Origin of the sequence: Saccharothrix coeruleofusca (assembly GCF_014648515.1) — a bacterium.
In the GTDB taxonomy this organism is placed as follows: Bacteria; Actinomycetota; Actinomycetes; order Mycobacteriales; family Pseudonocardiaceae; genus Actinosynnema; species Actinosynnema coeruleofuscum.
Genome location: NZ_BMRG01000001.1, coordinates 313,754 through 334,008, shown reverse-complemented (window position 1 = coordinate 334,008; position 20,255 = coordinate 313,754). Strand labels below are relative to the sequence as shown.

Genomic DNA, 20,255 nt, shown 5'->3' with positions numbered 1-20,255 from the left:
CGGCCTGTCGGCATGCCTTTCGCGGAAAATCACGCTCTTCGATTTTCCGCGAAACGCGTGCCGATGGGCCGACTTCCAGGCGGCCGAGCCGCCGCGCCGGAGGCGCGGCAAAATGATCCAGTGAGGTTCACCAGAACGCGGGACCTGCTCGCCGCCGCGCTGATCGCGGGCTTGCTGGCGCACTTGGTGCTGCGCTTGGCCTACGACGCGCTGCCCCTGCTGCCGAGGTTCGCCGGATTCACCCTTTTGGTGATTTCCGCGGTGGATGTCGGGCTGGCGTTCAGCCTGCGGGCCCGCATCCTGCGCAAACCCGGTGCGCGGCCGGTCCAGCCGTTGACCGCGGCCCGCGCGGTGGCGCTGGCGAAGGCGTCGTCGCTGCTGGGGGCCATCATGCTGGGTGGCTGGGCGGGGGTGCTGGTCTACGTGCTGCCCGCGCGCGGCGAGTTCGAGGCCGCGTCGAACGACCTGGTCAGCTCGATCGTGGGGGTGGTGTGCGCGGCGGCGCTGATCGGTGCGGGGCTGTGGCTGGAGCACTGCTGCAGGACGCCGCCGGACCCGCACGCGGACCGGTGAATACGGGTCCGGAGGTCTCAATCGCATAACCGACCGGTACCGTGGGCCCCATGACCGGGCGAGGCGCGTCGCAGGACGACGATCGGCAGGACCGCGGTCGCGCTGCCGGGCGACTGCTGCTGGTGGGGGCGCTGGCGCTGGCCTTCGGCGCCGCGGCGGTGCTGGTGCTCAGCGACAACGCCCGCTGGTTGCGGTTGGCCGTGGTCGCGGCGCTGTGGGCGGCGCTGGTGGGCGCTTTCCTGGCCGCGCGCTACCGCCGCCAGGTCGTCGAGCGCGATGACGAGGTGGCCGACCTCCAGTCGGTCTACGAGCTGGAGCTGGAGCGCGAGGTCGCGGCTCGCCGGGAGTACGAGCTGGAGCTGGAGGCGGAGACCCGCAAGCGGGTCCGCGAGGAGGCCAAGGACGACCTGGAGGCGCTGCGCGGCGAGCTGCGCGCCCTGCGGGAGAACCTGGAGGCCCTGCTGGGCGGCGAGGTGCTGGTCGAGCGGGTGGCGCTGCGCGCGGAGTCCACCCGGATGCGGTCGCTGTCGGACCAGTCGCGGCTGATGGGGTTGGGGGACAAGCGGATCATCACGGCCGGGCCGGTGGTGGACAAGCCCGCCGCCGAGCGCCCCGAGGTGCGCACCGAGATGATGGACCGGGTGGTGGCCGAGGCGCCGCGCAAGGAGCAGCCGCGCCGCCCCGAGCCCGCCCGGCCCGAACCGGCGCGGCAGACCCAGCCGGTGCGCCGGGAACCCGCCCGCGTGCAGCAGCAGCGGCCCGTGCCGCCGGTGGTCCGGCGGGAGGCCCCGCCCAAGCCCGAGCAGACCGAGCGGGTGAACCGCCCCAAGCCGCAGCGCCCTGCCCCCGAGCCGGTGCGCGGTGAGCCGGTGCGCGCGGAGCAGGCGCGCGGGGAGGCCGCTCGCGACACCGACCTGTTCCGCACCCCGAACAAGCCACCGTCCCGTTCGGACGGTGGCCGCGACGAGTTCCCGCAGGGTGGCGACCCGACCCGGTTCGCCGAGCTGGGGCCGCGCGAACCGGGTCGGGGCAGCGGTGCCCAGGCCCGTCCGGTGGGGTCGGCGAAGACCGAGCGCCGCAGCCGGATCGCCGAGCGGACCGAGATGATCAGCCGCGAGTCGGTGGCCGACAAGCCCCGGCGCAAGGGCGCGGAGTCGACCGGCAGCCACCGCCCGGTGGCGGGCCGCACGGCGTCCGAGCGCACCGGCGGGCACCAGCCGGTCGAGCCCGCCGGGCGGCGCCGGGTGGAGGAGCACTCCCCCCAGTGGGAGGAGATCAGCAAGCCCACGCGCAGGCCCGAGCCCGAGGAGCCCGCGGGCGCGCACGCGGACGGCAAGTCGGTCAGCGAGCTGCTGGCCGCGTTCGGCGGCGGGGACTCGCCGCGGCGGCGGCGTCGCCGCGAGGGCTGATCACTTGTCGATGTCGCCCACGACCACGGCGAAGGAGCCGAGGACGGCGGGCAGGTCGGCGACCGGCGTGCCGGGCAGCAGCGCCGAGAGCGCCTGGACGTTGTTGAACGACGGGGTGCGCAGCTTGAGCCGCCACGGCGTCTTCTCGCCGCGCGAGGACAGCAGCACCCCCGAGGTGCCCAGCGGCGCCTCCACGCTGGTGTAGACCGAGCCCTCGGGGGCCTTGATCGCCTTGGGCAGCCGCAGGTTCACCGGCCCGGCGGGAAGCCGGTCCAGGCACCGGCGGGCCAGCTCGACGGACTGGCGGACCTCGTCGACCATGCACGCGACCCGCGCCCGCGCGTCGCCCTCCCGCCGGGTGACCGGCTCGACGCCGAGTTCCCGGTAGGCGGGCAGGGGATCGTCGCGGCGCAGGTCGAAGTCCACTCCGGACGCTCGTCCGATGGGGCCGGTGACGCCGTGGGCGAGAGCCGCTTCCCTTGTCAGCACACCGATCCCGGCCAACCCGTCAGGCACGTCGGGGATCTCCACTGTGGACAGCGCGGCGGCCACCCGGTCGGTCCAGCCCGCGGGCACGTCCTCGCGCAGGCCGCCGATGCGGTTGGCCATGAAGTGGATGCGCCCGCCGGAGGCTTCCTCCAGCACCGCCTGCACGGCCTCCCGGCCCCGGCCCGCGGCGGCCGGGTCGGTGAGCGGGGCGAGGAAGACCAGGTGGGCCATGATCCGGTTGAGCTCGCACAGCAGGGCGCGCAGCCACTGGGCGCGCGGCGGCACGTCCATGCCGGTCATCCGCTCCACGGCCAGCGCGACGGCCAGCTCGTTGCAGAAGGCGGCGAGCCAGTCGTGGCGGTTGGCCAGGGTGAGCACCTGGCGGTAGTCGCGCACCTCGAACAGCTTCTCCGCGCCCCGGTGCAGGTGGCCCACCAGCGGTTCGGCCGAGGTGATGACGTCGGCGGACACGGTCAGCCGCAGGCGGTAGGCGCCGTGGGCGGAGGGGTGCAGCGGACCGAGGTCGACTACCCGGTCCACGCCGAGGTGACGCGCTCCTGCCCCTACGCCCACAGTGATCCGCACCCCGTCATGGTCCCACGTCAGTCCCCGGTCACCGCGAACAGGAAGCAGCCGTGGGAGAGGCTGCGCACCTGCACCTCGACGACCTCCGGGTGGGCCAGCAGGTCCGCCAGGTCGCGCTCCAGGGTTTCCGGCTGGGCCAGCACCCCGTCGTGGATGCGCCCGTGCGCGGTGTAGGCCCGCAGCACCCGCGGCGCGCGGCCCAGCTCGACCGGGAGGCCGCCGTCCGGCCCGCCGCACGGCTCGGCGTGCACGAACACCGGCCCCACCTCCTCGTACGGGCCGCGGCCCGCCGTGGGCGAGTAGCGGAACAGCACCAGCGGCTCGCCCTCGCGGGCTTTGCGCAGGCAGCACCTCAGCGGCGAGCCCGCCGCCTCCGCCACCCGCTCGTGGTGCTCGTCCCGCCCGGCGGCTTCCCGAGCCCTGGTGACGACGTCCTCCGGCAGCGCGTGAATCCTCATGCCGCGCACCCTGCCCACGCGCGCGTCCCGCTGCCGGCGCTCTTCGGACCTCGCGCTCACGGCCGCCACGGGGGCAGCGGCGGCAGCAGGTCCGACGTGCGCACGCCCACCCCGTGCAGCAGCCACCCGAAGCCGCCCAGCCCGCCCACCGCCCGCAGCTCCGCGACGCGCGAGGCCCGCTCCGCCGTGTCCAGCCACCGGGCCGGGTCGATCTCCCCCACCAGCCCCAGCGCCGCCAGCGCGTCCCGCTGCGACACCAGCACCCAGTCCCCGCCCGCCGCCTCGGCGCAGGCGTCCAGCGCCACGTGCGCGGTGAGGTCGCAGCTGCCGTCGAAGACCGGCTCCACCCGCCGCCCGTCGCGGTAGGCGGCGAAGGTGCCCTCCGGGTAGCGCCCGGCCGCCCGGTCCGCCCGCACGTGCCCGTAGTCCACCGCCAGCGCCGCCCCCCGGACCCGCGACACCGCGTCCGCCCAGGCCGCGTCGCGGGGCGCGCCGACCTCGGCGGTGGCCCCGGCGGGCAGCGGCCACCAGCGGGCCAGCCACGGGTCGTCCGACGGGCCCGTCACGATCGGGCAGGGGATGGCGTCCAGCCACTCGTGCCCGACCAGCAGCCCCTCCACCCGCTCGGGCAGCGACCGGGTCCACGTCACGCCGTCGACCCGCCGCGCGGGCCCCAGCTCCACCGCGGTCACCCGCAGCCTGCGCGCCAGCGACCCGGCGGCCAGCGAGCGCACCGCCGCCGACAGCTCGCCGCCGCCCGCGCCGACGTCGACGAAGTCCAGCCGGGCGGGCCTGCCCAGCGCGAAGTCCACCCGGTCGAGCAGCACCAGCAGGGCTTCGGCCAGCTCCGGACCCACCAGGGGGGCGGTGCGGAAGTGGTCGGCGGGCAGTGCTCCGCGCGTGAAGAAGCCCTCCGGCCCGTACAGGGCCTCGCGCCAAGCCGATTCCGGGTCTCGCATCGTTCAAGTGTCCCTTTAAGGTTTCACTCCGTGACCGACCCCGCACCGACGCCGCACACCCCCACCGCCCGCAAACGGGTGGAGCAACGCCGCTGGACCGTGCTCCTGCCCGTGGTCGGCCTGATCGCCCTGGGCGTGTGCGGGCTGGTCCTGCTCGGCCTGGGCACCAGCCGGATCGGCCTGCTGCCCATCCTGGTCGGCGCGGTGGCCGCGCTGCTGCCGGTCGCCGCGGTGCTGGGCGCCTCGCTGTGGATCGACCGCTGGGAGCCGGAACCGGCCAGGAACCTGCTGGTGGCGTTCGCGTGGGGCGCGTGCGGGGCGACCATCACCTCGCTGGTGTTCAACCAGACCGCGCAGGTGCTCGGCGAGCTGATCAACGGGGGCGACGGCACCACGTTCGCGGCCGTGGTGGGCGCGCCGGTGGTGGAGGAGGCGACCAAGGCGGTCTTCCTGGTGGGGCTGTTCCTGCGCCGCCGCCAGGAGTTCGACGGCGTGGTGGACGGCATCGTCTACGCCGGGGTGGTCGCCGCGGGGTTCGCCTTCACGGAGAACATCTACTACTTCGCGCGGGTCTTCGTCGACAGCGGCTTCGGCGACCTCAGCAGCGGCGTGATCGCGCTGTTCATCCTGCGCGGCGTGCTGTCCCCGTTCGCCCACCCGCTGTTCACGTCCATGACCGGCCTGGGCATCGGCTTCGCCGCGATGACCGCCAGCCGGAACCTGCGGCTGGTCGCGCCGCTGCTGGGCTACCTGGGCGCGGTCGGGCTGCACTCGCTGTGGAACTTCTCCACCACCGTGGGCACCGGCTCGACCTTCATCAACCTGTACTTCCTGATCATGGTGCCGATCTTCGCGGCGATGGTGTGCCTGGTGGTCTGGCAGCGCCGCCGCGAGCAGCGCATCGTCGCCGCCCAGCTGCCCGCGATGGCCGAGCGCAAGTGGATCGCCGCCAGCGAGGTGACGCTGCTGGCCAGCCTGCAGGGCAGGCGGCGGTGGCGGCGGCGGGTCCGCCGCAAGGTCGGCGACCGGGCCGCCCGCGCGGTGGCGGGCTACCAGGTGGCCGCGACCGAGCTGGCCTTCCTGCGGCACCGGATGGCGCTGGGCACCGCCGCCGCGGACGCCGACGAGCGGCACGCCAAGCTGCTGGAAGCGCTCATCGCGGCCCGTCGGGCGGCGGTCGAGGCGCCGGGCGCGCTCAACGCCGCGGGTGGTGTTCGTCGCAGTTGACCAGCGCCGCCGACGGCCCGGATTACGCTCGGTGTCGTCGTCCGGTACCCGCCCGTAGGGACTGGAACGTCTGGATGGAGTACGTCGCATGGACGCGACCCCCCGCCCCGCGCGGCTCGCCGTGGGCGTGATCTCGGCCGGCCGGGTCGGTTCGGTGCTGGGCGCCGCGCTGGCCAGGGCCGGGCACGTGGTGTCGGCGGCGTCCGCGGTCTCGCGGGAGTCGCTGCGCCGCGTCGACGAGCTGCTGCCCGACGTGCCCGTGCTGCCGCCACCGGAGGTGGCCGCGGGCGCGGACCTGGTGCTGCTGGCGGTCCCCGACGACGCGCTGGCCGGGCTGGTGCGCGGCCTGGTCGCCACCGGATCGCTGCGCGCGGGCCAGATCGTGGTGCACACCAGCGGCGCGCAGGGCGTGGCCGTGCTCGCCCCCGCCGCCGAGGTCGGCGCGCTGTGCGTGGCGCTGCACCCGGTCATGACGTTCACCGGCCGCGCCGAGGACGTGCAGCGGGTCACCGCCTGCTCGGTGGGCGTCACCGCCGCCGACGGCGACGACGTGGCCTGGAACGTGGGCGAGGCGCTGGTCGTGGAGATGTCCGCGGAGCCGGTCCGGGTGCCCGAGGCGGCCCGCCCGCTCTACCACGCCGCCCTGGCCCACGGGGCCAACCACCTGATCACGCTGGTCGCCGACTGCGCCGACGTGCTGCGCCGGTCCGGCATCGCCGACGCCGAGCGCGCGCTGGGGCCGCTGCTGTCCGCCGCGCTGGACAACGTGCTGCGGCACGGCGACCGCGCCCTCACCGGGCCGGTCGCGCGCGGCGACGCGGGCACCGTCGCCAAGCACCTGGCGGTGCTCGCCGAGCGGGCACCTGCCACCCTTGCGCCGTACCGAGTTCTCGCGCGACGCACCGCGGAGCGCGCGCAGGCCGCCGGGCTGCTCCGGCCCGAGCTGGCGGCCGAAGTCCGCACCACCCTCGAGGACGACGCATGACCAAGCCCCTCACCAAGGACGACTACACCCCCGGTGGGGTCACCCTGCACCACGACCCGGACCGCCTGCGCCGGGTCACCCGCGCGCTGCGCGCCGCGGGCCGCAACATCGCGCTGGTGCCGACGATGGGCGCGCTGCACGAGGGCCACCGCAAGCTGATCCGCGAGGCCCACGTCCTGCAGAACACCGTCGTGGTGGTGTCGATCTTCGTCAACCCGACCCAGTTCGGGCCGAACGAGGACTTCGAGCGCTACCCGAGGACGCTGGAGGCCGACGTGGAGGTCTGCCGCGAGGAGCGGGTCGGCCTGGTCTTCGCCCCCGGCGTGGAGGACATGTACCCGGCGGGCGGGCAGGTCACCGTGGCGCCGGGGCCGCTGGGCGAGCAGCTGGAGGGCGCGACCCGCCCCGGCCACTTCGCGGGCGTGCTGACCGTGGTGGCCAAGCTGCTCAACATCGTGCAGCCGAACTACGCGCTGTTCGGCGAGAAGGACTACCAGCAGCTCACGCTCATCCGCCGGATGGTGCGGGACCTGAACCTGCCGGTGGACGTGGTGGGCGTGCCCACCGTGCGCGAGGCCGACGGCCTGGCGCTGTCCTCCCGCAACCGCTACCTGTCCGAGGACGAGCGCGCCGCCGCCACCGCCCTGTCCGCCGCGCTGGTGGCCGGGGCGCACGTCAGCGGCCAGGGCGCGGACGCCGTGCTCAAGGCCGCCCGCGACACGCTGGCCGCGGTGCCCGAGGTGGACCTGGACTACCTGGAGCTGCGCGCGCCCGACCTGGGCCCCGCGCCGGAGAACGGCGACGGCAGGCTGCTGGTCGCCGCCCGCGTGGGCACCACCCGACTGATCGACAACGCCCCCGTGCTGCTGGGCGCGGGGGACGAGTGAGGGGGACCGCGATGTTCCGCACCATGCTCAAGTCGAAGATCCACCGCGCCACCGTCACCCAGGCCGACCTGCACTACGTCGGCTCGGTCACGGTCGACGAGGACCTGATGGAGGCCGCCGACCTGCTCGCGGGCGAGCAGGTGGCCATCGTGGACGTCACCAACGGCGCGCGGCTGGAGACCTACGTCATCCCCGGCGAGCGGGGCAGCGGCGTCATCGGCATCAACGGCGCCGCCGCGCACCTGGTCAAGCCCGGCGACCTGGTCATCCTCATCGCCTACGGCATGATGGACGACGCCGAGGCGCGCGCCTACCAGCCCAAGGTCGTCTTCGTCGACGCCGACAACAAGGTCGTCGAGCTGGGCGCGGACCCGGCGCACGCGCCCGAGGGCTCCGGCCTGCTCAGCGGCGCGGTCCTGGTGCCCGCCGGGGGCGTGCCCGCCTCCGAGACCGAGGACGCCGCGGCGCTCGACGCGCTGATCCAGGCCGAGAACCAGTAGGGAGAACCGCGGTGCTGCTCGCCGTCGACGTCGGCAACACGAACATCGTCCTCGGGCTGTACGACGGCACCGGGGACAAGGCCGCGCTGGTCCGCGACTGGCGGATGCGCACCGACGCCCGGATGACCGCCGACGAGCTGGCGCTGACCATGCGCGGCCTGCTCGGCGAGTACGCCGACAAGATCACCGGCATCTCCGCCCTGTCCACCGTGCCCGCGGTGCTGCGGGAGCTGCGCGTGATGCTCGGCCGGTACTACTCGTCGGTGCCGAAGGTGCTGGTCGAGCCCGGCGTGCGGACCGGCGTGCCGCTGCTGGTGGACAACCCGAAGGAGGTCGGCTCGGACCGGGTGATCAACACCCTGGCCGCGCACCACCTCTACAGCACCGCCTGCGTGGTGGTCGACTTCGGCACCTCCACCAACCTGGACGTGATCTCGGCCAAGGGCGAGTTCCTCGGCGGGGCGCTGGCGCCGGGCATCGAAATCTCGGTGGACGCGCTGGCCGCGCGGGCGGCCCAGCTGCGCAAGGTCGAGCTGGTCCGCCCGCGCTCGGTGATCGGCAAGAACACCGTGGAGTGCCTGCAGTCCGGGATCGTGTACGGGTTCGTCGGCCAGGTGGACGGCCTGGTGCGGCGGATCGTCGACGAGTTGCAGGAGAGCGAGCCGGGACCGGTGTCGGTGATCGCGACCGGCGGCCTGGCGCCACTGGTGGTCACCGAGTCGGCGACCATCGGCAGGCACGTGCCCGACCTGACCCTCCTGGGCCTGCGCCTGGTCTTCGAGCGCAACATGAGGTGACCCGCCCCCGCGAGTCGAACCTCCGGGCACCCCGAATTCAACGTTCGCGCACCCCGACCCGCACTTTCGCGCCTCGACCCCGCACCTCGGGTAGTAGCTACCGGCCCTCGCAGCGGCCTCGGATAGTACTTGCCGACGCAACAGGGAGGGTCAGGCGCGGGTCATGCGCTTGACGTGGGTGGTCAGGGGGAAGTCGAACTCGCCTTCGGCGGTCTCGGGGCGGGCGCGCAGGAACGCCAGCACCTGCTCGCGCAGCGCCCGCCGCTCCTCCTCGGCCGCCACCAGCACGTGCGACTGCGTGCCCACCGTCGCCACCAGGGTCTCCGCCGTGCGCCGGTGGACGTGCGGGAACGTGGCCCGCGCCGAGCCGGTGAACAGCTCGTGGTCGGGCATCACCTGGTCGACATCGCTCACGCCCCGGTTCGTCCCGTCGTGGCCGATGCGGTCGAACTCGGCCACCCACGGCACGGACAGGTCGCCGTAGTTCCACAGTCCGGCGAGCACGCCGCCGGGCCGCAGCACCCTGGCGATCTCGGGCAGCGCCGCGTCCCGGTCGAACCAGTGGAACGCCTGGCCCACCAGCACGGCGTCCACCGACCGGTCGGGCAGCGGGACGCGCTCGGCGGAACCGGGCAGCGCGCGCACCTCCTCGTTGCGGCGCACCAGTTCGGCGAGCATCTTCTCGTCCGGTTCCACCGCGGTGACCTGGTGGCCCTCGGCGACCAGGACGGCGGTCAGCTTGCCGGTCCCGGCGGCGAGGTCCAGCACCTCCAGCGAGGATCGGCCCAACGAGGATCCGCCCAGCGGTTCCAGGGCCCACCGGACGGCGGCGGCGGGGTAGTCGGGGCGGTGTTCGGCGTAGGCGCGAGCGTGCGACCCGAAAGAACCGGCTCGGCGGGCCCACATCTCGTCGCGGTCGTCGGCACTGGTCATCACCTCACCCTAGGGAGAACCCGTTCGATCCCCGGAGCGGCCTTTCCGTACCCTTCTGCGTGTGAGTGAGCAGCCTCAGACCGGTATCCCGATCAGCGACGACGATCTCCCCGAGCAGTTGCGCGTGCGCCGGGAGAAGCGGGCGCGGCTGTTGGAACGCGGGGTCGACCCGTATCCGGTCGAAGTACCCCGCACGCACACGCTGCGCGAAGTGCGGGAAGCGCACCCGGACCTGCCGCCGGACACCAGCACCGGCGAAGTCGTCGGCGTCACCGGCCGCGTGATGTTCATCCGCAACACCGGCAAGTTGTGCTTCGCGACGTTGCGCGAAGGCGACGGCACCGAACTGCAGGCCATGTTGAGCCTGAACGGGGTCGGGGAGCAAGCGCTTGCCGAATGGAAGTCCGACGTCGACCTGGGCGACCACGTATTCGTGCGCGGCGAGGTCATCACCTCCCGCCGGGGGGAACTGTCGGTGCTGGCCGACTCCTGGTCGCTGGCCGCGAAGTCGTTGCGCCCCTTGCCGGTCGCGCACAAGGAACTCGCGGAGGAAACCCGCATTCGGCAGCGCTACGTGGATCTCATCCTGCGCGAGCAGGCGCGCAACACGGTGCGCAGCCGGGCCGCCGTGGTGCGGTCGTTGCGGGAGTCGTTCCACCGCCGGGGTTTCATCGAAGTGGAGACCCCGATGTTGCAGACGTTGCAGGGCGGTGCGGCGGCCCGTCCGTTCGTGACGCACTCCAACGCGCTGGACATCGACCTGTTCCTGCGCATCGCGCCGGAGCTGTACCTCAAGCGGTGCGTGGTGGGCGGCATCGAGAAGGTCTTCGAGATCAACCGCAACTTCCGCAACGAGGGCATCGACTCGTCCCATTCGCCTGAGTTCTCCATGCTGGAGTACTACGAGGCCTACGCCACCTACGACACCAACGCGGTGCTGACCAGGGAGCTGATCCAGGAGGCCGCGCTGGCGGTGGCCGGGTCGCACGTGGTGACGCTGGCCGACGGCACCGAGTACGACCTGGGCGGCGAGTGGACCACGCTGACCATGTACGGGTCGCTGTCCGAGGCGGTCGGCGAGGAGGTCACCCCGGAGACCTCCGCGCAGCGGCTGCGCGAGCTGGCCGCCGAGCACGAGCTGGAGACCGATCCCAAGCTGGGCCACGGAAAGCTCGTGGAGGAGCTGTGGGAGCACCTGGTGGGTGATCACCTGTACGCCCCCACCTTTGTGCGTGATTTCCCGGTGGAGACCTCGCCGCTGACCCGGCAGCACCGCTCCGTGGCCGGGGTCGCCGAAAAGTGGGACCTCTACATGCGCGGTTTCGAGTTGGCCACGGGTTACTCCGAACTCGTCGACCCGGTGGTCGAGCGGGAGCGGCTGGAAGCCCAGGCGCGGCTGGGCGCGGCGGGCGACGACGAAGCCATGCCGGTGGATGAGGACTTTCTGCGATCACTGGAGTACGGAATGCCACCGAGCGGTGGGGTGGGAATGGGCATCGACCGGCTGCTGATGGCCATCACCGGCCTCGGTATCCGGGAGACCATCCTGTTCCCCCTCGTCCGCCCGGAATGACGAACCCCCCGCACTCCGGGGGGCGGATTCCGGGACTTGTGCGCTAACCTGCACTCGACAATGATTTGGTCGCGGTCGGGGACACCGCGCACGCATTCGAGTCCAGGAGGATACGCATGGCGCAGAAGGTCACCGTGACCCTGGTCGATGACCTGGACGGCGGGCAGGCCGAGGAGACGGTCGGCTTCGGTTTGGACGGGGTCTCGTACGAGATCGACCTTTCTTCGGCCAATGCGGGGAAGCTCCGCGACGCCCTCGCCGACTTCGTCGCAAGCGCCCGCAAGGCGGGAGGTCGCAAGCGCGGTCCGGGTCGTCCGGCTGGGGTGAAGGCGGCGCGTCCCGCGTCGGCTGATCGGGAGCAGAACCAGGCCATTCGGGAGTGGGCGCGCAAGCAGGGGATGAAGGTGTCGGATCGCGGCCGCATCCCCGCCGAGGTGCTGGAGGCTTACCACCAGCAGGGGTGACGACATTGCGTGGCGTGCACCACGTCAATTACGTCAAGTAACGAAGGGGTACCGGTTTCGGCCGGTGCCCCTTCGTCGTTTTGGGAAAGCACGCCCGTGCGGCGTTGAATGATCTCCGGCGTCGCGCCGGAGCTGCCGCGCCCGAGCCGCCCTATGGTTGATCTTGACATCCCGGAGGGCGTGCCCGACGAGCGGCGTCCCCCGACGGTTCGGTTAGGCTTGCCTCACCGGATCAGGTGGTTGTGGAGCGGGGGATCGCGCAGTGGCCGTTCGCACGACCCGCAGACCCCTGGGCCTGCTCCTGATCGGCTCGGCGCTGCTGGCCGCCGCCGTGGCCAGCGTCGCGATCGGCGCCAAGGAGATCCCCCTCGACGCCATCTGGCACGCCCTGGTCAGCCCCACCGGCGTGGGGGACGACCTGGTGGTGCGCGAGCTGCGCGTGCCGCGCACGGTGATCGGCGTCGTGGTGGGCGTCGCGCTGGGCGTGGGCGGCGCGCTCATGCAGGGCCACACCCGCAACCCGCTGGCCGACCCCGGCGTCCTCGGCGTCACCCAGGGCGCGGCGCTCGCCGTCGTGCTGGCGATCTTCACGCTCGGCGTCACCAGCCCGCTGGCCTACGTGTGGTTCGCGTTCGCGGGCGCGCTGGCGGCCAGCGCGGTGGTGTTCGCGCTCGGCTCGGCGGGCCGCGCCGGGCCGACCCCGGTGACGCTGGCGCTGGCGGGCGCGGCGGTCAGCGCGCTGATGCAGGGGCTGGTCTCCGCGCTGGTGCTGCTGGACCGGCAGAGCCTCGACGCGTTCCGGTTCTGGCAGGTCGGCGGGCTGGCCGGGCGCGAGCTGTCGGTGCTGTGGCCGGTGCTGCCGTTCCTGGTGGCGGGCCTGCTGCTGGCGGCGGCGGGCGCGCCCGGCATGAACGCGCTGGCGCTGGGCGAGGAGGTGGCCCGCTCGCTGGGGCACCGGGTGGCGCTGACCCGCGCCCTGGGCATCGCGGCGATCACGCTGCTGGTGGGCGGCGCGGTCGCGGTGTGCGGGCCGATCGGGTTCCTCGGGCTGGTCGTGCCGCACGTGGCCCGCGCGGTGACCGGGCCGGACTACCGCTGGCTGCTGCCGTGCTCCGGTCTGCTGGGCGCGGTCGTGCTGCTGCTGGCGGACGTGCTGGGGCGGGTCGTCGCCCGACCGGGTGAGCTGGAGGTCGGCATCGTGATGGCGCTGGTCGGGGCCCCGTTCTTCATCGCCCTGGTCCGCCGCAAGAAGCTGGTGAAGCTGTGAAGGGGCACGCCGGGTTCCGCCTCGGCCCCCTCTCCGGGCCGCTGCGCGCGCGGTCGCTGGCGCTGGCGCTGGTCGGGTCCGGGCTGCTGGTGCTGGCCGCGGCGGTCAGCGTCGCGCTGGGCGACTACCCGATCGGCCTCGGCGAGGTGTTCGAGGTGCTGCTCGGCGGCGGGCAGCGCGGCCAGCGGTTCGTCGTCTGGGAGCTGCGGCTGCCGAGGGCGCTGACCGCCGCGCTGGTCGGCGCGGCGCTGGCGGTGTCCGGCGCGGTGTTCCAGTCCATCGCCCGCAACCCGCTGGCCAGCCCGGACGTCCTGGGCGTCACCTGGGGCGCGGCGCTGGGCGCGGTGTCGGTGATCACCTTCGCGGGTGGCCTGAGCGGCCCGCCTGCCCAGGTGAGCGTGCCGCTGGCGGCCCTGGGCGGCGGCCTGCTGGCGGGCCTGCTGGTCTACGGGCTGGCGTGGCGGCGCGGCATCGAGGGCTTCCGGATGGTGCTGGTCGGCATCGGCGTGGCCGCGGTGACCGGCAACCTCACCCAGTACCTGCTCACCCTGGGTGACGTCACCGACGCGACGCGGGCGCTGGTGTGGATCACCGGCAGCCTCAACGGGCGCGGCTGGGAGCACGTCGTGCCGGTGGGCGCGGCGCTGGTCGTGCTGCTGCCCGCCGCCCTGCTGGGCGCGCGGCTGCTGGGCGCGCTGCAGTTCGGCGAGGAGACCGTGCGCGGCCTCGGCGTCCGGGTCGACGGCGCGCGCACGGCGCTGCTGCTGCTGGCCGTGGCGCTGGCCGCGGTGGCGACCGCCGCGGCCGGGCCGATCGCGTTCGTGGCGCTGGTGTCGCCGCAGATCGCGCTGCGCTTGGCGGGCACCGCCACGCCGCCGCTGCTGGGCTCGGCGGTGGTCGGCGGCCTGCTCGTGGTGGTGTCCGACCTGGTGGCGCGCACCCTGTTCGGCGGTTTCGAGCTGCCGGTCGGCGTGGTGACCGCCGTGTTGGGCGCGCCCTACCTCATGCACCTGATCATCCGCAGCCGCCGGGAGGCGAGGGTATGACCGCGGTACGTCTCCAGGCGCGGGAGCTGGCCGTCGGGTACGGCGAGCGCACCGTGGTCGACGGGCTCGACCTCGACGTGGTCGCGGGCACCGTGACGGCGGTCATCGGCCCCAACGGGTGCGGCAAGTCGACGCTGCTGCGCGCGCTGGGCAGGCTGCTGCCCGCCAAGTCCGGCGCGGTGCTGCTGGACGGCAAGCGCATCGACCGCACGCCCACCCGCGAGGTGGCCAGGGCGCTGGCCGTGCTGCCCCAGTCCCCGCAGGCCCCGGAGGGGCTGACGGTGGCGGACCTGGTGGCCCGCGGCAGGCACCCGCACCAGGCCTGGTACCGCCAGTGGTCGGCCGACGACGAGGCGGCGGTGGCCGAGGCGCTGCGGCTGACCGGGATGGCGGAGCTGGCCGAGCGGACCGTGGACGAGCTGTCCGGCGGGCAGCGGCAGCGGGCGTGGATCTCGATGGCGCTGGCGCAGGGCACCGACCTGCTGCTGCTGGACGAGCCGACCACCTACCTGGACCTGGCCCACCAGATCGACGTGCTGGACCTGGTCCAGCGGCTGCACGCCGAGGGCGGGCGGACCGTGGTGATGGTGCTGCACGACCTCAACCTGGCCGCGCGGTACGCGGACCGGCTGGTGGCGATGAAGGACGGGCGGATCGTGGTGCAGGGCGAGCCCTCGCGGGTGCTGACCGAGGAGGTGCTGCTGGAGGTGTTCGGGCTGGACGCCCGCGTGGTGCCCGACCCGGTCTCCGGCACGCCCCTGGTGGTCCCGATCGGACACCGCTACAAGGGGTGAGCGGCCGGGCAGGCGTCAGCGGGGGGTGGTGCGGGGGCAGCCCGCGCAGGCGGTGGCGCCGGGCAGGGTGAAGTGGAAGCAGCAGCTCTCGCGGCGGCGGGCCCAGCCGTCCGGGGTGGGCCGGAAGGTCGAGGCGGCGGTGAACGGGGCCTGCTGCTGGGGCAGCAGCAGCGCCGAGTCGGCCACGCCGGAGTCCTCGTCGCCGCACAGCAGCCCGGCGGTCCAGGCGGCGCTGTCCAGCGCGTCGGTGGCCGCCGCCCACAGCATCCGGCGGCCCAGCCGCACGGTCGTGCCGTAGGAGGCCACGAACGCGGCGGCGTGCGCGGCGAAGCGGGCCCGCAGCAGCGCGGCCAGCGCGGCGTCGTCGGCGACGGCGGTCGCCGACGGGTGGTCGCCCCCGGCGTCGTCGGGCAGGCAGGCGAACTCGCCGGACAGCAGCGCCAGGCCCACCACGTGCGGCCTGCCCTCGTCGGCGATGCGCAGCGCCACATCGGAAGGCCGCAGCGACGGGACGCGGCGGGCGGTGTGGAACAGCACCCCGCCCAGCAGGCCGACCGCGCCCAGGTACCAGCTCATCACGTACCCGGCGGTGGCCCGCTCGTTGGACTCGCCGTGCTCGTCCTCCAGCCACCGCGCCAGGCGGGCCCGCCACTGGTCGAACCGCTCCGGCTGGTCGAGCAGGTCCGCGCAGGTCAGCCAGTCGTCGCCGACGGGCGGGCCGTACCGCACGTCGAGGTAGCCCACCAGTGACGCCGCGCTGAGCAGGGAGTCGGCCACCGGGCTGGAAGCGTCGCGCCGGGTCAGCCTCGCCGGTACGGTCATGGGCAAACAGGTCCTCGTCGTCGCGCTAAGGTTTGCCTTACCTTAGCCGCAGGTCCCCCCGAGGCGGTGGTGACGGCTGTCACAGCCCAGGCGGTCGGGTCGCGTGTTGTTCGCGCTCAGCGGACACCGCCCGATCCGTGGAATCTGCCAGGCAGATCGCGCGTTCCCACTGGTGTCAGAGATCCCCGAAGACGACTGCCTGCGAACGGGAACTGAGAGCGACGGGGCTGACGACTACAGTGGTCCCACGGTGCCGCGCTCACCGTGCGCATACCGAGGCGGACAACAGGGGTATGCCAGCGGTGAGCCGAGGACCGCCGGCGCAGCAGTCAGGGAGTGCGAATGTTCGAGAGGTTCACCGACCGCGCGAGGCGGGTGGTTGTCCTGGCCCAGGAAGAGGCCCGGATGCTCAACCACAACTACATCGGCACCGAGCACATCCTCCTGGGGTTGATCCACGAGGGTGAAGGTGTCGCCGCCAAGGCGCTGGAGTCGTTGGGGATCGCGCTGGAGGGCGTCCGCCAGCAGGTCGAGGAGATCATCGGCCAGGGCCAGCAGGCCCCGTCCGGCCACATCCCCTTCACCCCGCGCGCCAAGAAGGTGCTGGAGCTGTCGCTGCGCGAAGCGCTGCAGCTCGGGCACAACTACATCGGCACCGAGCACATCCTGCTCGGCCTGATCCGCGAGGGCGAGGGCGTCGCCGCCCAGGTCCTGGTGAAGCTGGGCGCGGACCTCAACCGCGTCCGCCAGCAGGTCCTGCAGCTGCTGTCCGGCTACTCCGGCGGCAAGGAGCCCGCCGAGTCCGGCGGCCGCGGCGAGGGCACCCCGTCCTCCTCCCTGGTGCTCGACCAGTTCGGGCGCAACCTGACCGCCTCGGCGCGGGAGGGCAAGCTGGACCCGGTGATCGGGCGCACCAAGGAGATCGAGCGGGTCATGCAGGTGCTGTCCCGCCGCACCAAGAACAACCCCGTCCTGATCGGCGAGCCCGGCGTGGGCAAGACCGCCGTGGTCGAGGGCCTGGCCCAGATGGTGGTCAAGGGCGAGGTCCCGGAGACGCTCAAGGACAAGCAGCTCTACACCCTCGACCTCGGGTCGCTGGTGGCGGGCTCGCGGTACCGGGGCGACTTCGAGGAGCGCCTGAAGAAGGTGCTCAAGGAGATCCGCACCCGCGGCGACATCATCCTGTTCATCGACGAGATCCACACCCTGGTCGGCGCGGGCGCCGCCGAGGGCGCGATCGACGCCGCCAGCATCCTCAAGCCGATGCTGGCCCGCGGCGAGCTGCAGACCATCGGCGCGACCACGCTGGACGAGTACCGCAAGTACGTGGAGAAGGACCCGGCGCTGGAGCGGCGCTTCCAGCCGATCCAGGTGGGTGAGCCCTCGCTGGAGCACACCATCGAGATCCTCAAGGGTCTGCGCGACCGGTACGAGGCCCACCACCGGGTCTCCATCACCGACTCCGCCCTGGTCGCCGCCGCCACCCTGGCCGACCGGTACATCAACGACCGGTTCCTGCCGGACAAGGCGATCGACCTGATCGACGAGGCGGGCGCGCGGATGCGCATCCGCCGGATGACCGCGCCGCCGGACCTGCGCGAGTTCGACGAGAAGATCGCCGACGTGCGCCGCGACAAGGAGTCCGCGATCGACGCGCAGGACTTCGAGCGCGCGGCCAAGCTGCGCGACGCGGAGAAGCAGCTGCTCGGGCAGAAGGCCGAGCGGGAGAAGCAGTGGAAGGACGGCGACCTGGACGTGGTCGCCGAGGTCGACGACGAGCAGATCGCCGAGGTCCTGGCCAACTGGACCGGCATCCCGGTGTTCAAGCTGACCGAGGAGGAGACCACCCGGCTGCTGCGCATGGAGGACGAGCTCCACAAGCGCATCATCGGGCAGGTCGACGCGGTCAAGGCCGTCTCGCAGGCCATCCGCCGCACCCGCGCCGGTCTGAAGGACCCCAAGCGCCCCTCGGGCTCGTTCATCTTCGCCGGTCCGTCCGGTGTCGGTAAGACCGAGCTGTCCAAGGCGCTGGCGAACTTCCTGTTCGGCGAGGACGACGCCCTGATCCAGATCGACATGGGCGAGTTCCACGACCGCTACACCGCCTCGCGGCTGTTCGGCGCCCCTCCCGGCTACGTCGGCTACGAGGAGGGCGGCCAGCTGACCGAGAAGGTGCGGCGCAAGCCGTTCTCGGTGGTGCTGTTCGACGAGATCGAGAAGGCCCACCAGGAGGTCTACAACACCCTGCTGCAGGTGCTGGAGGACGGCCGCCTGACCGACGGTCAGGGCCGCACGGTGGACTTCAAGAACACCGTGATCATCTTCACCTCCAACCTGGGCACGTCCGACATCAGCAAGGCCGTCGGGCTGGGCTTCACCTCCGGGCAGGACACCGCGTCGAACTACGAGCGGATGAAGAACAAGGTCAACGACGAGCTGAAGAAGCACTTCCGGCCGGAGTTCCTCAACCGCATCGACGACATCATCGTGTTCCACCAGCTGACCCAGGACGAGATCATCAAGATGGTCGACCTGATGATCGCCCGCGTCGAGGCGCAGCTGCGGAACAAGGACATGGCGATCGAGCTGACCGACAAGGCCAAGAAGCTGCTGGCCCGTCGCGGCTTCGACCCCGTGCTGGGCGCCCGGCCGCTGCGCCGGACCATCCAGCGCGAGATCGAGGACCAGCTGTCGGAGAAGATCCTGTTCGGCGAGATCCAGCCGGGCCAGATCATCATCACCGACGTCGAGGGCTGGGACGGCGAGTCCGAGTCCGACGACAAGGCCCGCTTCACCTTCCGGGGTGAGGTCAAGCCGACCCGCGTCCCCGACGCCCCGCCGGTCGACCTGGCGGCTTCGGGTGGCGACTCCGGCGAGGCCGACGCCTCCGGCGAGTGAGCCAGCCCGCTCCACGGCGCCCCCGCGGTCCACGGACCGCGGGGGCGCCGCGCGTTACGGGGCCCGCCGGGTAGTGGTCACCGACCCCGGAAGGGGGGTCGGGTAGTACTTGCAGACGCGGTCAGTGCAGGTGGCCCGCGGTGACGGGGAGGTCGGCGGTGGTGGCCAGGCTGGTCCGCACGATGATCTCCAGCGCGTCCACCGTGGTGGCCAGCGGCAGGCCGGGCACGTCGGGCCGGTCGGCGACCTGCTCCGGCGCGTACGGCACGTGCACGAACCCGCCCCGCACGCCGGGGTGCTCGGTGGCCAGCAGGTGCATCAGCCCGTAGAACACGTGGTTGCAGACGAACGTGCCCGCCGTGTACGACACCGACGTCGGGATGCCCGCCGCCGCGACCGCCGCCACGCACGCCTTCACCGGCAGCCCGGTGAAGTAGGCGGCCGGGCCGTCCGGCACCACCGGCACGTCGATCGGCTGCGCGCCCGCGTTGTCCGGGATGCGCGCGTCGTCCAGGTTCACCGCGACCCGCTCCGGCGTCACCCCGGCGCGCCCGCCCGCCAGCCCCGTGGCCACCACCAGCGCGGGCCGGTGCTCGGCGACGGCGGCGCGCAGGACCTCCAGCGAGGAGCCGAACTCGCAGGGCAGCAGGACCGCCCGCAGGCCATCGTCCCGGTCGGCCAGCGCGCGCACCGCGTCCCACGACGGATTGGTCGTCTCACCGCCGAACGGCTCGAACCCGGTGAGCAGGACGACGCTGTTGTTCACTCGGGCAGACTAGACCGCGTGGTTGACACCGAGGTACGCCGTGTCGGGGGTGGGGGCGCGACGTTCCTGCTGGTGCTGCCCGCCACCGCGTTCACCGTCGCGGCACTGGTCAGGCTCCTGGGCATCGACGGCAGCCGCCACCTGCTGGCGGCGACGGCCCTGATCCCGCACATCACGGCCGGGGGCGTGCTGCTGGGCGCGCTGGCCCTGCTGCTGCGCCGCTGGGCCGTGGCCGCGGTCGTGCTGCTGCTGGCCGTGGTGCTGGTCGCGGCGGTCGCGCCCAGGGCGCTGCCGGACTCCCGGCCGGTCGGCGTGGGTCAGCAGGTGCGGGTGATGTCGTCGAACTTCCTGGTGGGCAAGGCCGACGCGGAGGCCGTGGTGGACGCCGTGCGGCGCCACCGGGTGGACGTGCTGGCCATGCAGGAGCTGACCCCGGCGATGGTGGACGACCTGGCGCGGGCCGGGCTGGACGAGCTGCTGCCGCACCGGGTGCACCTGGCCGAACCGGGCGGGTCGGGCTCGGGCATCGCCTCGCGCCACCCGCTGCGGTCACGCGCCCTCACCGCGCCCAGCACGCTGCGGCAGGCGTCGGCGCTGGTGGACCTGCCCGGCGCGGACATCGAGGTGGTGTCGGTGCACCCCATGCCGCCGGTGGTCACCGAGGGGCCGCAGGCGTGGCAGCGGGACATGGCGGGCCTGCCGGGCCGCGACCTCAACGGCCCGGCGCGGGTGCTGGCGGGCGACTTCAACGCGACGCTGGACCACGTGGGGCTGCGCCGCCTGCTGGCCGGGGGCTACGTCGACGCCGCGGACCAGGTGGGCG

General features: G+C 73.3%; 20 protein-coding genes. 14 read left to right on the top strand and 6 right to left on the bottom strand.

Annotated elements, in window-relative coordinates; translation table 11 throughout:
* Window positions 1–120 precede the first annotated feature (120 nt).
* Window positions 121–573 carry a DUF3180 domain-containing protein gene (locus tag IEZ00_RS01740; protein ID WP_189221238.1) on the top strand — a complete coding sequence of 151 codons (453 nt, stop codon included), beginning with the start codon at window positions 121–123 and terminating at the stop codon, window positions 571–573.
* 50 nt (window positions 574–623) lie between these two features.
* Window positions 624–1,982, top strand: a complete 1,359-nt coding sequence (locus IEZ00_RS01735) for a DUF6779 domain-containing protein (RefSeq protein WP_189221237.1) — start codon at window positions 624–626, stop codon at window positions 1,980–1,982.
* Here the strand turns inward: IEZ00_RS01735 and IEZ00_RS01730 are convergent, their stop codons facing one another.
* From IEZ00_RS01730 to IEZ00_RS01720, 3 genes are all read right to left on the bottom strand, one after another.
* Window positions 1,983–3,011 carry an NADH-quinone oxidoreductase subunit D gene (locus tag IEZ00_RS01730; protein ID WP_229794903.1) on the bottom strand — a complete coding sequence of 343 codons (1,029 nt, stop codon included), beginning with the start codon at window positions 3,009–3,011 and terminating at the stop codon, window positions 1,983–1,985.
* A 62-nt stretch (window positions 3,012–3,073) separates the two neighbouring features.
* Window positions 3,074–3,514 carry a DUF1203 domain-containing protein gene (locus IEZ00_RS01725; protein WP_229794901.1) on the bottom strand — a complete coding sequence of 147 codons (441 nt, stop codon included), beginning with the start codon at window positions 3,512–3,514 and terminating at the stop codon, window positions 3,074–3,076.
* 56 nt (window positions 3,515–3,570) lie between these two features.
* A complete protein-coding gene (locus tag IEZ00_RS01720; protein WP_189221235.1) occupies window positions 3,571–4,473 on the bottom strand; it encodes an SAM-dependent methyltransferase in 903 nt (300 codons plus the stop codon).
* A gap of 99 nt (window positions 4,474–4,572) precedes the next feature.
* On the opposite strand from IEZ00_RS01720, the gene IEZ00_RS01715 reads away from it, so the two are divergent.
* The 5 genes from IEZ00_RS01715 (at window position 4,573) to IEZ00_RS01695 (ending at window position 8,869) form a co-directional block, all read left to right on the top strand.
* Window positions 4,573–5,700 (top strand): PrsW family intramembrane metalloprotease, encoded by a 1,128-nt coding sequence (locus IEZ00_RS01715; RefSeq protein ID WP_189221725.1) that lies wholly within the window; start codon window positions 4,573–4,575, stop codon window positions 5,698–5,700.
* An 88-nt stretch (window positions 5,701–5,788) separates the two neighbouring features.
* Window positions 5,789–6,685, top strand: a complete 897-nt coding sequence (locus IEZ00_RS01710) for a Rossmann-like and DUF2520 domain-containing protein (RefSeq protein ID WP_189221234.1) — start codon at window positions 5,789–5,791, stop codon at window positions 6,683–6,685.
* On the top strand, window positions 6,682–7,572 hold the full coding sequence (gene panC / locus IEZ00_RS01705) for a pantoate--beta-alanine ligase (protein ID WP_189221233.1): 891 nt from the start codon (window positions 6,682–6,684) through the stop codon (window positions 7,570–7,572). The genes IEZ00_RS01710 and panC overlap by 4 nt, the downstream gene beginning before the upstream one ends.
* Before the next feature lie 11 nt (window positions 7,573–7,583).
* A complete protein-coding gene (gene panD, locus IEZ00_RS01700; protein ID WP_189221232.1) occupies window positions 7,584–8,072 on the top strand; it encodes an aspartate 1-decarboxylase in 489 nt (162 codons plus the stop codon).
* An 11-nt stretch (window positions 8,073–8,083) separates the two neighbouring features.
* Window positions 8,084–8,869, top strand: a complete 786-nt coding sequence (locus IEZ00_RS01695; RefSeq protein WP_189221231.1) for a type III pantothenate kinase — start codon at window positions 8,084–8,086, stop codon at window positions 8,867–8,869.
* Between the two features lie 150 nt (window positions 8,870–9,019).
* On the opposite strand, the gene IEZ00_RS01690 is transcribed toward IEZ00_RS01695, so the two are convergent.
* Window positions 9,020–9,802: a class I SAM-dependent methyltransferase gene (locus IEZ00_RS01690; RefSeq protein ID WP_189221230.1), complete on the bottom strand. Its 783-nt coding sequence runs from the start codon at window positions 9,800–9,802 to the stop codon at window positions 9,020–9,022.
* Between the two features lie 61 nt (window positions 9,803–9,863).
* On the opposite strand from IEZ00_RS01690, the gene lysS reads away from it, so the two are divergent.
* The 5 genes from lysS to IEZ00_RS01665 all read left to right on the top strand — a co-directional run bounded on the left by lysS (window position 9,864) and on the right by IEZ00_RS01665 (window position 14,946).
* Window positions 9,864–11,375, top strand: coding sequence for a lysine--tRNA ligase (lysS, locus tag IEZ00_RS01685; protein WP_189221229.1), 1,512 nt, complete (start codon window positions 9,864–9,866; stop codon window positions 11,373–11,375).
* Between the two features lie 116 nt (window positions 11,376–11,491).
* Window positions 11,492–11,839 (top strand): histone-like nucleoid-structuring protein Lsr2, encoded by a 348-nt coding sequence (locus tag IEZ00_RS01680; protein WP_189221228.1) that lies wholly within the window; start codon window positions 11,492–11,494, stop codon window positions 11,837–11,839.
* 262 nt (window positions 11,840–12,101) lie between these two features.
* Window positions 12,102–13,106, top strand: a complete 1,005-nt coding sequence (locus IEZ00_RS01675; RefSeq protein WP_189221227.1) for a FecCD family ABC transporter permease — start codon at window positions 12,102–12,104, stop codon at window positions 13,104–13,106.
* Window positions 13,103–14,152, top strand: a complete 1,050-nt coding sequence (locus IEZ00_RS01670) for a FecCD family ABC transporter permease (protein ID WP_189221226.1) — start codon at window positions 13,103–13,105, stop codon at window positions 14,150–14,152. Before IEZ00_RS01675 ends, IEZ00_RS01670 begins: the two co-directional genes overlap by 4 nt.
* Complete coding sequence (locus tag IEZ00_RS01665; protein WP_189221225.1) at window positions 14,149–14,946, top strand: ABC transporter ATP-binding protein; 798 nt, start codon at window positions 14,149–14,151, stop codon at window positions 14,944–14,946. The genes IEZ00_RS01670 and IEZ00_RS01665 overlap by 4 nt, the downstream gene beginning before the upstream one ends.
* A 15-nt stretch (window positions 14,947–14,961) precedes the next feature.
* Here IEZ00_RS01665 and IEZ00_RS01660 read toward each other — a convergent pair whose 3' ends face one another.
* Window positions 14,962–15,768, bottom strand: a complete 807-nt coding sequence (locus IEZ00_RS01660) for a (2Fe-2S)-binding protein (protein ID WP_189221224.1) — start codon at window positions 15,766–15,768, stop codon at window positions 14,962–14,964.
* 342 nt (window positions 15,769–16,110) lie between these two features.
* On the opposite strand from IEZ00_RS01660, the gene IEZ00_RS01655 reads away from it, so the two are divergent.
* The gene (locus tag IEZ00_RS01655) at window positions 16,111–18,666 is read left to right on the top strand and encodes an ATP-dependent Clp protease ATP-binding subunit (protein WP_189221223.1); all 2,556 of its coding nucleotides are present in this window, start codon (window positions 16,111–16,113) and stop codon (window positions 18,664–18,666) included.
* Between the two features lie 121 nt (window positions 18,667–18,787).
* Here the strand turns inward: IEZ00_RS01655 and pcp are convergent, their stop codons facing one another.
* A complete protein-coding gene (pcp, locus tag IEZ00_RS01650) occupies window positions 18,788–19,432 on the bottom strand; it encodes a pyroglutamyl-peptidase I (RefSeq protein ID WP_189221222.1) in 645 nt (214 codons plus the stop codon).
* Between the two features lie 18 nt (window positions 19,433–19,450).
* Here pcp and IEZ00_RS37695 point away from each other — a divergent pair.
* On the top strand, window positions 19,451–20,255 hold an 805-nt coding region (locus tag IEZ00_RS37695), incomplete at its 3' end, for an endonuclease/exonuclease/phosphatase family protein (RefSeq protein WP_268248646.1).